The organism is Caldisericum sp. (genome assembly GCF_049967455.1).
GTDB classification, from domain to species: Bacteria; Caldisericota; Caldisericia; order Caldisericales; family Caldisericaceae; genus Caldisericum; species Caldisericum exile_A.
This window is the reverse complement of the sequence record NZ_JBMFSR010000015.1, coordinates 1-12,903: the sequence shown is the minus strand read 5'-3', so window position 1 is coordinate 12,903 and position 12,903 is coordinate 1. Positions and strand designations below refer to the sequence as shown.

The window sequence follows — 12,903 nt, the reverse complement described above, 5'->3', positions numbered from 1 at the left end:
CCCAATGTTTTGTTAAAGCTATTATAATTAATTTTTAATAAAAATCAAGTGCCCAAGAAATATTTAAGAAATCTACATCGCTTACTTACTTTAATAAAATCTTAATAAAAACAACATCTCCTTGTTTGAATATAATATTGAAGGAGGCAAATATGGGTAAAATAACAAAAATAACATTAAAACTCAAGAAAACAGATTTTAAAAAACCCTTTCATGTAACAAACAGTATAAGCACAGTTGCAAATAATATAAGGGTCTTTACAGAAACTGATTCAGGAGCAACAGGAATTGGAGAGGCATCTCCCTCATTTAGAGTAAATGGTGAAGTCGTTGATGCGCTTATCTCTTTGGAAAATTTTTTGAATGAATTGCTTGTAGCAGAAGACACAAAATCATTTAGAAGGTGTTTTCTAAAAACTTCTAAACTCATTGCATCGCCAAGTATAAAGGCAGCAGTTGAATTTTCAATTATTGATGCCCTTGCAAAAGAGTTGGGGACAACGCCTCACACAATTTTTGGTGGAGCAGAAAACTCGCTTGAAACAGACAAAACAGTAAGCATTGAACCTATTGATGAAAGGGTTTCCGACGCAAAAGAGATTTTCAATGAAGGCTTTAGAATTATAAAGGTAAAGGTTGGGGAAAACATCGAAGAAGATATTGAAGCAATGTTAAGAATTGCAAAAGAAACAAAAGGAGCAAAATACATTGTTGATGCAAATATGGGCTATACACCAAAAGATGCAGTGAGATTTGTAAAAGAAATGTATAAAAACGGGGTTGATATTGCAATCTTTGAACAGCCTGTTATATACTTTGATATTGAAGGTTTGAAGTTTGTAAGATTTAACTCTCCATACCCAGTTGCAGCTGATGAAAGCATAAAAACTCAAATGGATGCTCTAAATCTTGTAAAAAATGAAGCAGTTGATTTCTTCAACATAAAATTAATGAAATCGGGAATCTCCTCTGCACTTGCCATAGTAGAAATTGCAAAAAGTGCTAATATTGGTCTTATGATAGGCGCAATGGCAGAAACAAGTATCGGCATTAACCAAAGCGTCCATTTTGCACTTGGAGTGGGAGGCTTTAAATTCTTTGACCTTGATACCATATTCCTATTAAACGAGGAGAGGTTTGAAGGGAACTTTATAGTTGAAAAACCAATCTTTAAAATTGCTTAAATATCATTTTGCATGAGCTGTTCGTAAGTTTCCCTTCTTACAACAAGCCTTCCTTTTCCATTTTCCACGATAACAACAGGAGGGCGAGTGAACCTATTGTAGTTGCTTGCCATAGAATAGGTATAAGCAATTGCAGGAAAAACGGCGATGTAATCTCCTTCTTCTACTTCTTCTAAAGGTGTATCAAACGCTACAATATCGCCTGATTCACAGTATTTCCCAAAGATGTGATAGTTTTTAATTTTTCCTTCTCTTCTCTTCACATTTGCTATGGTATATCTTGCACCATACAGAGGCACTCTAATATTATCTCCCATTCCACCATCAACAAAAAGATACTCCTTTGAATTAACAAACTTTTTCCTTAAAACTCTGTATAAGATTAACCCTGTATCTCCAATAAGAGCCCTACCGGGTTCAATGAGGATTTTAAAATCGTCCAAATTTTCAATATGCGTTAGAAGTCCATCTTTTATTGCTCTTATAAACTCCTTCTTATCAACTCTTTTATCATTTGGGACATAAGGAATTCCAAACCCACCTCCAACATTCAATTCTCTTGGAACGTATCCCAATTCTTTTTTGATGCCCATTAAAAACAAAGAAATCTCCTCTGCACTCTTCTTAAAGGCATCATAATCAAGTATTTGAGAACCTATATGATAGTGAAAACCTAAGAAATCAATATATCTATTTTTCAACGCAATACTCAACAAATTTTTACCTTCTTCAAGACTTACTCCAAATTTTGACTCTAAGTGCCCTGTAATGATATAAGAATGAGTATTAGGAGATATACCAGGCTTTACTCTAAGTAAAATATGCGAGACTTTCTCAATACTTTTAGAAATCCTAATTATCGAGTTGAGTTCGCTTTCGTTATCAACAACAATTTTTATGCCTTTTTCTATTGCAAAAGTAAGATCTTCGTCACTTTTACTATTCCCATGAAAATACAATAAACTTGGGTTAAACCCAACACTAAGTGCTGTCAAAATTTCCCCCATGGATACAACATCTGCGCCTAAACCTTCAACATTAAGAATACGGTAAATTTCCTTTATTGATAGAGCTTTACTTGCATATAGCAAAAAATGATTTTTGAAGTTCTCATTTAGGGCACTCTTAAACTCGTTTATGTTTTTCTTAAAAAGATCTTTTGAAAATACATAAAGAGGCGTTCCAAATTCCTTTGAAATATCTAAAAGATCGGCACCTGAAAGTAAAAGTATTCCCTTTTCATTATAACGAAGACCAAATTGATTTAAAAATTCTTCGTTCATATTACGCTTCCCTCGATAGTCTTTATTGTTCCGTTTTCGGAGTCTATTTGAGCTAAAACACCCAAAGGAAGGGGCACAAAAATTTTACCATGTCCTGCAGGAAAGTTCATTAAAACCGGTTTATTGAGTTTTACAATGTATTCTTCAAAAATTTCTTCAAGAGTTAAAGATTTTCTTCTTTGGTCTTTTGGCTTTATATCAACCATATCACCAATTAAAAACCCCACTGCATCATCTAACTTATTTGTAAGTTTTAAATGAAGAAGCATTCTGTCTATATCATGATTATGCTCTTCCACCTCTTCAATAAAGAGTATTTTACCTTTTGTGTCTATTTCATACTCAGTTCCAAGAAGCGCATCAATAAGAGTAAGGCATCCTCCAACAAGTTGCCCTTCTACTTTCATAGGATTAAAAGATTTAACGCTATCTCCCTTATAATAAAGCCTAAAATCAGGGTCAAAAAGAAAATTCATAAGGATGTGAGAATACTCATCTTTTCCAAGGTCAACCATTGGCATCTGCCCATAAAATGTTATGAGATTTGTTTTCCTTTGAATAGCCAAATGAAGTGAAGTAATATCAGAATATCCCACAAACACCTTTGGATTTCTTTCAATATTAGAAAAATCTATATATGGAAGGATTCTTCCACTGCCATACCCACCACAGGAAGAAAATATTGCTTTAATGCTCTTGTCAGCAAAATAATTGTTCAAGGCATTTGCCCTTTCAATATCGCTTCCTGCAAGATAACCATATTCATCAAAAACTTTGGGATCAACAACAACTTCAAGTCCAAACCTTTGAAGGTAGTTAATGCCTCTTTCCATATTTTCCTTAAAGGGTGTGCTTGCAAGAGAAACAATCGCAACCCTATCTCCACTTTTTAATCTTTCTGGCTTTACCAATTTAAACCAATCAATCAAACTGTGCAAAAACGCACGAGTTTAACGGCTGGGGTATTTTTGAACCGCCTTTCAATACCTTCCCATCCCCAGCAGGCGGAATTTGGGAGAAAATGGAAAAATGCATTGTTAATTTGTACTTCATTTTTTGTGTTTTGCATTTAAGATAACCTAGCTACATCTAACCTACCAATGATATTTGTTTTTTCTTTCCAATAATAATTAAATTCGCTTATCTGGACTTTTGGCACATTAAAAGTGGTTGCATGAATAAATCTATTATGCCCAAGATAAATGCCAACATGATCTATCTTGACTTTGCCAAAAAATATCACATCACAAGGTAAAAGCTCCGAATCGCCCAAATAAAACTTTTTAAATATATCCATGTTTGCCTGCATATGCGCATCTCTTAAGAGTTTAAAGCCATTTAATTTAAAAACAGTTTGCACAAATCCAGAACAGTCAAAACCAAAAGTTGTTTTTCCACCCCAAAAGTATGGAATATTAAGAAACTGCAATGCTGTTTTTAGTATATCCTTACAACCCCTTCTTTCGTATTGAAAAGGATAGGTAGCTAAAATCAAGGTGTTTTTATGAAGATAAAACTCCCTTCCATCAAAATCGCTTACAAGCCTATAATCACCATCTTCTTTTCCTTTATCCAAAAGAACGCTTCCAATAGAAAGAGTAAATATAAGTTTTGACTTCACAGTAGGACCGCTATATGCATTAGAAAAAGGTTCTTTTGTTATTGCAATTGGTCTCTCTTCTACTTCAAATTCTCTTAAAACACTTTCTTCTACATAGCCTATATATCCATCTTCCGCAACAATTTTTGCAAAACCAGAACTAAACGATAGAACATCTATTATTTCACCCATTATGACCTGGGATATAACCTCGCCAACTTCTGGTGTCCCATACATACTTGTAAAAGGGACATTTATTACGTATTTCTTTAACATCTCTTCTCCTGTTTTAGTTATATTATATACAATTTTTATCTCATTTGCACCTTTTGAATAGATTCTTAAACCGAACAAAAATCAAATTAATCCTTTGTATTTCCCTTTGAGTAGATTTAAATATGGTTTTGTTATTTATTTCCCATTGAAGTAGTTTGGTATGGAAAGAATCACTTAAATTAATCCTTTTTCTTGAGTTTATTTTATGATCTTTCTTTGAATTGCTTTAAATCTCTTTAGCATTTCTAAGCAAACAGGGATATTTTTATATATTGCTTGAGAATGCTTTTTAGTTGACCATGCATAAATCAAAAAAGCCAGGGATAAAGTTAAATACTTTATAACCCGGCTTATTATTTAAAGACTACATTCTAAAAACCTGCAAGTTTTTAAGGGAGAAACGGGTTTTTAGGTATTCCTGTAAATGAATCTGAAGTTGTCGTTGTATCGTATGCATATGTGTAAATCGTGGAGGTTTTTCATCATAAGAAGTTTTTGGAAGTGCAGACAATGTGAAACAATTCGTATACACTTTGAATTGCGATGGACAAACTACCTCAGATCCCATTGAAATTTTCAAAATCATTCAGTTAACAGTTTCTCCATTTGGTGCTAAGGGGCAATTCTTTCCTGCATATTCCTTGAAATAGACAGTGATAATTGTGCTTTCATGGGGTTTAAGAGCAGGTATTGAAATGCCTTTTACTGGATCAAAAACTGTATAGTAAAGAGGATATCCGTATGCGTAACCATTTTTAAGTCCAAAAAGGAAGTGTTTAAAGCAATTAGTTCCTTCTAAAACTCCAAGATCAGAATTTACTTCCACTATAAGGATTCCGCTCTTGCCACTTTAATTGAATATCTACGTTTAGTTTGCCTGGTTGCGATGGTTTATCATAATTGTTTGTGATTTGAATATCCATATATGCAGCTCTGTATAGATACATTGGATTAGCCTTAAGAAATTGGAAGTTAAGCAGGTTTGGAGTGGCAGAATTTGTTGAAGAAGCAAGATTATTATTAATACCTGTTACAGTTTTAGTAACCAAATCGGCGGTCATATCCGTTGCAGGCACCTGATTCGGTTAGTGCTTCTTTTGCAAGATACAAGCCCATCCTTTTCAAGTGCATCAAAATTCAGAAGTTCTGAAGGTATGTTAAGAGAGGCAAGACCATAATTAACAAGTGCGTTAAGTACTTTCTTTAAGCCTTCGCGAAAGCCGTCAGGAAGTCCAGGAAGACTCGACACAACAAAATTAATGAGCCCTGATTTCAAATTAGCATATGCCCGTGATACCCAATTCGTAAGCTGGCTATAACATTTATCAAGGATTTAAAGAATGAGACAATTCTATCACACAATTCTCTCCAGAAGGACTTGCCTTTCTGTCTGTCCCAAACTTGTATTTAATGTTTACCTTATTGAGAAAATTCTTAAGCAAGGTAGTTTTCCTACCTGTCTTGCTCCAACTATAATAACGGCTTTGTTTTCCTTCAAATAACTTACTAATTTTTCATAATATAAATTTTTCATAATATATTGGTATTAACATGTCTTTATTAAAATCAATTTTTTAAAAAACTTCCAAATTTGTGGAGTGTGGTTCCAAGAATTTAAAAAGTTAATTCGTTTTCGTGAGATACCCCAAGAGCATGCCGACAATTTCTACAGAGGATTTATTAAGAAACTCCAGAAAATATCCTTTTTCATGTCCTTCTTTGTATAGCTCCAAGCCATTTTCATAGCAACTATAAGAGAATATTTTGCTCAAAGGGATATTCAAAGATTTGCTTTTAATTGATGTGGGGTTTAGCATTATCCTTTGATTTGTTATAATAAAAACCCCTCTTGAAGTCTCCACAAGCTTGTCTTCTCTCATTATGTGCCCACGAGTGCCACCTACCCTATAATGCACTCCGCTTGCAATCCTAATGCTTACTCCCTGCGAGCCGCCGCCATAGCCCAAGCTTACCGATTTTATTTCCTTAAGGATTGCTCCATCTACAAAGTGCACTTTCTCATCTTTCTTCAAAACAATCCCTTGAGCATTTTTGAGCTCTACTTCAGGTAGAGTGTTATTTCTTATTGCCTGAACATAAATATACGGCTTCAGCCGTTCGTCGAATTTGACCTCAGCATCAGATAAGAACAAACCATTTTGTAATTTCCGAAGAGTTGCAATCTCTTGAGCATCCACTTCCTTGTCGCTTGAAAAATTCTGAAAAAGAGAATTGTAAAGCTTAATAATGTCAGTCCTATCTTGATTTTTCAATTTATCGATTTGCTCGTTAGTGATATCCTTATTAGTCAGGACATACTTTGTAATGTCTGCAAGCTCAAGTTGAAGCTTTGCCCTGCATTCTCTGCAAACAGTGTCTCTGTAAAACAGAGGCAACCTCTTCCCACAAATCCTGCAATTTGCCATAAGGCACCTCCTCTACTTAGTGAAGGTTATTTATTTTCCACCTAAATTGAGCGATTTTTTATCGCTCTAAAAAATTTTAGTACTTTTTTGAAAAAATTGCAAGTTTTTAAGTATAATTTTTTAACTTATCATAATCTCACAGAGAGAATGACTTGAAGAACCTCTTTGCACTGTGAGAGCTCATCATTGCTCTCACGCCATTCTCTATTGTCTCTGTAAACTCCCTATTCCTTAAAAAGTCATCAAAATGGATTAGATGAAGCGATATACCATCTCATAATGAAACAAAATAGCTGCTTAAACGTGCTTTCAATTGGTATTCCCCTTCTTGCTTTTTCTCATGCTCCCAAAGTATTTCGTAAGTTTCATTCTCTTGTTTGGATTTTTTCATTTTTGTTTATCATCATATCACCTCAATATGACAGTGTTTTATAGCTTAACGGGTGAAAGTGTTATCTTTTTTATTTGTGTCAAAATTTTGATTATTTTTGATGTTTTAGAAGCGGTGCCTTGAAAACTAAACTTCTAAAATTTTTGTGACCTTTTGGAAGATATCCTTTATTGCAATGGTTGCAGGAGTAACGACATTGTATTCAACAACGGGCACACCCTGAACCATAGCTTCAACTACAATAGGATCAAACGGGATTTTGCCTAAAACAGTGATATCATTTTCATTACAATAATTCTCAATCCTGTGAGTGTTTTCTTCATTTATGTCGTATTTGTTTATTACAACAAGAGGCTTTACGGAGAAGTGATTTACAAGTTGCATAAGCCTTTCAAAGTCGTGTATGCCAGATGCTGTAGGTTCTGTTATGACAAGCGCATAATCAACATTTGTAATCGATGATATTACAGGACAACCAATTCCAGGTGATCCATCAATTATAATGAGTGATTTTTTTCTATCCTGTGCTGTTAAATTTGCAAAAAGCCTTGTCATAGTGACTAACTTCCCTGAGTTTTCTTCGCCTGGGAAAAGAAGTGCGTGCACCATAGGTCCATATTTTGTTTCAGATACATATATTTCACCTGCTTTTCTTTGTGTAAATGAAACCGCATTTGCAGGACACACAAGTCCACAAACTCCGCACCCTTCACAGGAAAACTGGTCAACATTAAAGTCATCATCTATTGCATCGAATCTGCAACTTCTTATACAAGCGCCACATTTTATACACTTATCCTTATCAATACTTGCAAGTTTTGATCCGTAAAAATCCTTAACTTTAAGGACCGTTGGTTTTAAAAGAAGGTGTAAATCAGGAGCATCAACATCGCAATCCACAACAACTGCATCTTGCAAAAGTGCAGCTAAGGATGCTGTAAGCGTAGTTTTTCCTGTGCCACCTTTTCCACTCAATACAACTAACTGTTTCATTTTGCTATCATCCTTTCAATATCACTATAGAGTTTTTGAAATTTCTCAACCCATTCATTCATAACTTCAACAATTGGAATTGCACGTGAATAAAGTTCTGCAATATGTCTATCGTAGGGAATTTCAAGAAGAATAGGGATACCATTGCTTTTACAAAACTCATATACATCTTTATTTCCAATATTTGCCCTGTTTATAACAACACCATGCGGAATTTGGAGTTCCTTAATTACAGAAACTGCAATTTTTAAATCATGAAGTCCAAAAGGTGTTGGCTCTGTAACTAAAATTACAAAGTGAGAGCCCTTAACTGATGCAATCACAGGGTCTGATGCACCGGGTGGAGCATCAATTATTACCAATCTATTTTTATCTGTATTATCTTTTACCTTTCTTATTATTGGCACAGCCAAAGGCTTTGAAACTTCAAGTTCTCCATAGACTAACTCTATGTGAGATGAATTCCCCTTTTTTACACTTCCAATCCTAAAAGGAGTTTCTTTTATTGCATGCGTTTCACAGACAAGGGCACATCCACCACAACTATGACATAGTTCCGGAAATATCTGCACTCTATTTGGTGAAACAAGGATTGCACTAAATTCACAAAATTCAGCACATTTTTTACAATGGGTACACTTTTCTTCTTCCACAATTGGCACAAGCATTTCTACAGGAATCTCTTCTTTTATTTCGGGTTTAAGGAATAAGAAGGCGTTAGGTTCTTCGACGTCACAATCCAGAAATTGAATATTCTTATCCTTCAAAGACAAAGCAAGATTAGTTGAAATAAGAGTCTTGCCTGTGCCACCTTTTCCACTTGCAACAGATATTATCATAACTCACCTATTTTCTTGTAAAGATATTGCACCTCTTGGACAGACACGCACACAATCACCGCAACCTGTGCATTTTTCAATATCAACTTTTGCAACTCCGTTTTGCACTTTTATTGCATGAAAACCACAGGCATTTTCACAAATGCCGCAACCAATACACCTTGCTTCATTAACATATGCCTTTTTGGAATAAGTCTCTGTAAATGTTGTGTTTAAGTTTTTAAGATTATCTTGATTTGTTTCGAAAGGTTTTTCATTGTGAATACCAGGCTCATTTAGAAATGCTATCCTTCCATAACCCATACCTCTCCCAAGTCCTAAACCCCTTCCAAGACCTCTACCTTGACCCCGTCGGTGAAAGCCACTTCCTCTTAAAACATAACGCATACTAAATTTCACCTCGCTTTAATTTCTCTATTACTTCTTTCACAGTTCCTGAGACTCCTGTTATAATCCTTATACCACCACTTTTTAGAGCTTGCTCGGCATTAGGTCCAACATTACCACTTATTAAAACCTGAACTCCTTCGTCAACAAGGAGTTGCGCAGCATTTACCCCAGCACCACCTTGACGCCCCATACCACTATTTTCGATTACTTTAAACTGCATAGTGTCAGTATCAACAATTATAAAATAAGAACATCTTCCAAATCTCGGATCAACCATTGAATCAAGTGTATTGCCACTAGAAGTAATTGCAACAATCATATTTCACCTCCTAAAATTTCCCCGGGCTTTCACCCGGGGTTTCTTTTTTATGCCTCTTTTTCCTTTTCTAAATCAGCAAGGCGAGCTTTTATTGCATTAAGTTCATTTTCTAATATCTTCATCTCTTCTGTAAGAATTGTCTTTTCATCTACAGCACTGTATCTATAAGGATATGCGTAGTAAGGGATAAATCTTCCACCCCAACCAAAGCCACGACCAAACCCAAAACCTCTGCCGAAACCAAAGCCTCGACCAAAAAATCCTCTCCCTATAGGATTAAGATAACCTGGCACTCCATACCCTGCACAATAGCCTAAACCTCTTCCTGTTCTTGGACCATAGCCAAGAGGTCCTGTTCTGTCTCCTAAAGGCATACCTATTCACCTCCTTTCATTTTATTGTTATTAAAACTAATTTTCCTTGTAAGATGAGTCCCACATTTAGGACAAATTTCAAACCTACAGGGCACACCTCTTTCATGCTTCTTTATAAAACCACAATTTGGGCATACACAGTAATCACCTATTGCATTTTCTAAAGCCTTTTCATCAAATTCAACAGGACCGCCTTCAATTCTTATTGCCTTCCCATTTATAATGGCATCTGCAATTTTTCTATGTGCAGAATCAATAATCCTTCCAAATGTTTGTCTTGAAATATTCATTCTTTGAGAAGCTTCCTCTTGGTAAAGTCCCTCAAAGTCGGCAAGGCGAATTGCCTCTAACTCGTCAAGAGTAAGTATAACTTCTTCAACACCGTCACTGCTCTGAGAAGCAGGTACAAAGTAATCAAGGCGAGGAAGCCAACCAATTCTTCTTCTAAATCTTGGTCTTGTCATATTAACACCTTCACTATATTATAAGCATATGCTCATAATAGTCAAGAGGGTAAAGGACATAATAAGAAACATCTAATTCTTAAAGGCTTTCGAAAATAATTAAAAACTGAAAAGTTAATATGTCATAAAACATGTGGAAATTGGCTATTTAAAATCATGCAGAAGAAGTTAAAGTATCTAACTTACAAATTCAACACCTGCTTCGATAAAATTATCGTTCATCTTTTGCCAAACAATCCTTGTGCGTTTTTTACCATACAAAGGCACGCTAATTTCTAAAACATTTTGAATCAGCTCAACATCTTTCGGAAATATGACCTTTGCGCCACCTTGAGATAAATTGTCCAAAAAACACAAAACTTTTGGACTTGCAAAAGTAAAAGAATGAAACGTAAATCTCGGGAATCTTCGTCTTTCAACAAAATATTGCGAAGTATCATTATCAACATTAGCAAAAGATGGGATATAACTTGTCACACGAGATGTCTTAACCCACTCAGTCTTTCCTGTTGCAATTCTATAAAGCCCAAAGACACCTGCAGGAAGCCAAATATAGGTATACAGAGCAAACAGTAGTATATAAGAAATTTTTTCAAAAAATCCGTTTTCATTGTAATACTCAAACACGCTATAAACAAACATTGGAATAAAGGCAAAAGAGTAAAAAAGTAGCGCAAGAAGTCCCAAAAGATAGTGCTTATTGTAAAAAGGCTCAAGCATACTATTTTTAACCATAATAAGCTTTAAAATACTCAGAAAAGAAAGCGTAAGCGACAATCCAACAAGAAAGACAACCGATACGAAAACAATATAAATGAAAGTATCAACTTTTGTAATTAGAGATGACTTTGAACGCAAAACTGATGGTATATATTTCCAATTTGTGAAATGACCTTGAAGCCATCTTGTCCTTTGTTTGAAAAGGGCTTTCAAAGTTATAACACCTTCTTGTTCCACTATTGCATTATCTGTATAATACAGCCTCATCCCATTTGAAATCATCCTTAATCCTAATTCAAAATCTTCTGTAAGGGTTTGTCCCCAAGGCATTTCTCCAATACTTTCAAGCGAGGAGAACTTTGAGAACTGCCCATTGCCTCCAAGCCCAACACTTCCAAATCTTGAACGCGCTTTTTGGATGATTCTACTAAAACCTAAAAATTCGATATCCTGCATCTTAGAAAGTAAGGATTGATCTCGATTAGAAATTCTTACAGCAGTTTGAACTGCGCTAACATTTAAATTCGAAAAGATTTGTGAAATCTCAAAAAGCATATCTTCGCTTGGCTTAGCATCTGCATCAAAAACGCCAATTATTACATGATCTTTATCAAATTGAGAGAAAAATTCCTTATCTAAGTTAAAAGGCTCAAGGAAATTATAGTCTATTGCAAGTTTTATTTGTTGAAAAGCGTAGTTTAAGACTGCTCCTTTTCCCCTCTTTGGCTCGTTAGGATCTCTATTTAATAAAATGACCTTGGGATCATTTTTCGCAAACGATTTTACAATAAAGGGAGTCCTGTCATTTGAGGCATCATCAACAACTACTAACCTAAAGTTATCACCTTTTAATCTTAAACAAGCTTCTATTGTCCTTGCAATTACCTTCTCTTCGTTTTTGGCTGGAATTATTAGAAAGTAAAAGAAATTTTCATTCTTTCCTTTCTTTATTTCTCCTGTATAAAGCGCTACAATAAAAAGAAAAAGGTAATAAGTTCCTACAAAAAGCAAAATAATTGTCAAAAAGGTAGTGTTCAAATACATAGCTTTATATTATACCAGATAATAACTCAATTTGTCAAACCATTTGCTAAACATAATTTAAAAAAATATTCTTTTGTAGTAAATCTAAAAAAATGTGTTATAATGAGAATGAAAGTTATGAAAAACATTAAAGAAATTGCATTTGGACCTGTGCCCTCAAGAAGGCTTGGAAGAAGCCTTGGTGTAAATAACATTCCTCCTAAAATTTGCACATATTCATGCGTCTATTGTCAACTTGGAAGAAACCTAAAAATGAGTAAAATAAGACAAGCCTTCTATGACCCAGAAGATGTATTTAACGCTGTTAAAATAAAAGTAGAAGATGTTCTATCAAGAAAAGAGAAAATTGATTATATAACATTTGTACCTGATGGCGAACCTACACTTGACATAAACTTAGGAAAGGAACTTTCTCTTATAAAGACTCTTGGTATAAAAGTTGCGATAATATCAAATTCAAGTTTAATAGATAATCCCGATGTCCAAAATGAACTAATGGGGTTTGATCTTGTATCACTTAAAGTTGATGCTGTAAGCAATGATATTTTCAAAAAAATCAATAGACCCTTTAAGGGAATTGAATTAGATAACATTCTTCAG

The 12,903-nt window shown here is 34.7% G+C and carries 15 protein-coding genes; 2 read left to right on the top strand and 13 right to left on the bottom strand.

Going from position 1 to position 12,903, the window contains the following annotated elements:
* Nucleotides 1-152: 152 nt before the first annotated feature.
* Nucleotides 153-1,184, top strand: a complete 1,032-nt coding sequence (locus ACP5SP_RS04765; RefSeq protein WP_424587170.1) for an L-Ala-D/L-Glu epimerase — start codon at nt 153-155, stop codon at nt 1,182-1,184.
* Here ACP5SP_RS04765 and lysA read toward each other — a convergent pair.
* The 13 genes from lysA to ACP5SP_RS04700 all read right to left on the bottom strand — a co-directional run bounded on the left by lysA (nt 1,181) and on the right by ACP5SP_RS04700 (nt 12,303).
* Nucleotides 1,181-2,467 carry a diaminopimelate decarboxylase gene (gene lysA, locus ACP5SP_RS04760; protein WP_424587168.1) on the bottom strand — a complete coding sequence of 429 codons (1,287 nt, stop codon included), beginning with the start codon at nt 2,465-2,467 and terminating at the stop codon, nt 1,181-1,183. The genes ACP5SP_RS04765 and lysA overlap by 4 nt on opposite strands.
* A complete protein-coding gene (locus ACP5SP_RS04755) occupies nt 2,464-3,405 on the bottom strand; it encodes a S66 peptidase family protein (RefSeq protein ID WP_428067184.1) in 942 nt (313 codons plus the stop codon). The genes lysA and ACP5SP_RS04755 overlap by 4 nt, the downstream gene beginning before the upstream one ends.
* A 131-nt stretch (nt 3,406-3,536) precedes the next feature.
* A complete protein-coding gene (locus tag ACP5SP_RS04750) occupies nt 3,537-4,343 on the bottom strand; it encodes an NlpC/P60 family protein (RefSeq protein ID WP_428076108.1) in 807 nt (268 codons plus the stop codon).
* A gap of 586 nt (nt 4,344-4,929) precedes the next feature.
* Entirely contained in the window at nt 4,930-5,169 is a 240-nt protein-coding gene (locus tag ACP5SP_RS04745; RefSeq protein ID WP_428076107.1) for a hypothetical protein, read from the bottom strand.
* Nucleotides 5,153-5,404, bottom strand: a complete 252-nt coding sequence (locus ACP5SP_RS04740; protein ID WP_428076106.1) for a hypothetical protein — start codon at nt 5,402-5,404, stop codon at nt 5,153-5,155. Before ACP5SP_RS04740 ends, ACP5SP_RS04745 begins: the two co-directional genes overlap by 17 nt.
* A 561-nt stretch (nt 5,405-5,965) precedes the next feature.
* Nucleotides 5,966-6,769, bottom strand: a complete 804-nt coding sequence (locus ACP5SP_RS04735) for a hypothetical protein (RefSeq protein WP_428076105.1) — start codon at nt 6,767-6,769, stop codon at nt 5,966-5,968.
* A 517-nt stretch (nt 6,770-7,286) separates the two neighbouring features.
* The gene (locus tag ACP5SP_RS04730) at nt 7,287-8,153 is read right to left on the bottom strand and encodes a P-loop NTPase (protein ID WP_424587142.1); all 867 of its coding nucleotides are present in this window, start codon (nt 8,151-8,153) and stop codon (nt 7,287-7,289) included.
* Nucleotides 8,150-8,992, bottom strand: a complete 843-nt coding sequence (locus ACP5SP_RS04725; RefSeq protein ID WP_416084892.1) for an ATP-binding protein — start codon at nt 8,990-8,992, stop codon at nt 8,150-8,152. The genes ACP5SP_RS04730 and ACP5SP_RS04725 overlap by 4 nt, the downstream gene beginning before the upstream one ends.
* Before the next feature lie 3 nt (nt 8,993-8,995).
* Nucleotides 8,996-9,379 carry a DUF362 domain-containing protein gene (locus ACP5SP_RS04720; protein ID WP_428076104.1) on the bottom strand — a complete coding sequence of 128 codons (384 nt, stop codon included), beginning with the start codon at nt 9,377-9,379 and terminating at the stop codon, nt 8,996-8,998.
* A gap of 1 nt (nt 9,380) precedes the next feature.
* Nucleotides 9,381-9,701 carry a NifB/NifX family molybdenum-iron cluster-binding protein gene (locus tag ACP5SP_RS04715; protein WP_428076103.1) on the bottom strand — a complete coding sequence of 107 codons (321 nt, stop codon included), beginning with the start codon at nt 9,699-9,701 and terminating at the stop codon, nt 9,381-9,383.
* Nucleotides 9,702-9,748: 47 nt separating this feature from the next.
* Nucleotides 9,749-10,075 (bottom strand): DUF5320 domain-containing protein, encoded by a 327-nt coding sequence (locus tag ACP5SP_RS04710; RefSeq protein WP_416084889.1) that lies wholly within the window; start codon nt 10,073-10,075, stop codon nt 9,749-9,751.
* Between the two features lie 2 nt (nt 10,076-10,077).
* Nucleotides 10,078-10,539 (bottom strand): DUF134 domain-containing protein, encoded by a 462-nt coding sequence (locus ACP5SP_RS04705; RefSeq protein ID WP_428076102.1) that lies wholly within the window; start codon nt 10,537-10,539, stop codon nt 10,078-10,080.
* 177 nt (nt 10,540-10,716) lie between these two features.
* Complete coding sequence (locus ACP5SP_RS04700; RefSeq protein WP_428076101.1) at nt 10,717-12,303, bottom strand: glycosyltransferase; 1,587 nt, start codon at nt 12,301-12,303, stop codon at nt 10,717-10,719.
* Nucleotides 12,304-12,420: 117 nt separating this feature from the next.
* Here ACP5SP_RS04700 and ACP5SP_RS04695 point away from each other — a divergent pair.
* A partial coding sequence (locus ACP5SP_RS04695; protein ID WP_428076100.1) for a radical SAM protein occupies nt 12,421-12,903 on the top strand: 483 nt, incomplete at its 3' end.

What these genes read in the sequence shown, in the direction of transcription:
- ACP5SP_RS04765 (WP_424587170.1), top strand. Translation starts at nt 153, where the DNA reads ATGGGTAAAATAACAAAAATAACATTAAAACTCAAGAAAACAGATTTT.
- lysA (WP_424587168.1), bottom strand. Translation starts at nt 2,467, where the DNA reads ATGAACGAAGAATTTTTAAATCAATTTGGTCTTCGTTATAATGAAAAG.
- ACP5SP_RS04750 (WP_428076108.1), bottom strand. Translation starts at nt 4,343, where the DNA reads ATGTTAAAGAAATACGTAATAAATGTCCCTTTTACAAGTATGTATGGG.
- ACP5SP_RS04740 (WP_428076106.1), bottom strand. Translation starts at nt 5,404, where the DNA reads ATGACCGCCGATTTGGTTACTAAAACTGTAACAGGTATTAATAATAAT.
- ACP5SP_RS04735 (WP_428076105.1), bottom strand. Translation starts at nt 6,769, where the DNA reads ATGGCAAATTGCAGGATTTGTGGGAAGAGGTTGCCTCTGTTTTACAGA.
- ACP5SP_RS04730 (WP_424587142.1), bottom strand. Translation starts at nt 8,153, where the DNA reads ATGAAACAGTTAGTTGTATTGAGTGGAAAAGGTGGCACAGGAAAAACT.
- ACP5SP_RS04725 (WP_416084892.1), bottom strand. Translation starts at nt 8,992, where the DNA reads ATGATAATATCTGTTGCAAGTGGAAAAGGTGGCACAGGCAAGACTCTT.
- ACP5SP_RS04720 (WP_428076104.1), bottom strand. Translation starts at nt 9,379, where the DNA reads ATGCGTTATGTTTTAAGAGGAAGTGGCTTTCACCGACGGGGTCAAGGT.
- ACP5SP_RS04715 (WP_428076103.1), bottom strand. Translation starts at nt 9,701, where the DNA reads ATGATTGTTGCAATTACTTCTAGTGGCAATACACTTGATTCAATGGTT.
- ACP5SP_RS04710 (WP_416084889.1), bottom strand. Translation starts at nt 10,075, where the DNA reads ATGCCTTTAGGAGACAGAACAGGACCTCTTGGCTATGGTCCAAGAACA.
- ACP5SP_RS04705 (WP_428076102.1), bottom strand. Translation starts at nt 10,539, where the DNA reads ATGACAAGACCAAGATTTAGAAGAAGAATTGGTTGGCTTCCTCGCCTT.
- ACP5SP_RS04700 (WP_428076101.1), bottom strand. Translation starts at nt 12,303, where the DNA reads ATGTATTTGAACACTACCTTTTTGACAATTATTTTGCTTTTTGTAGGA.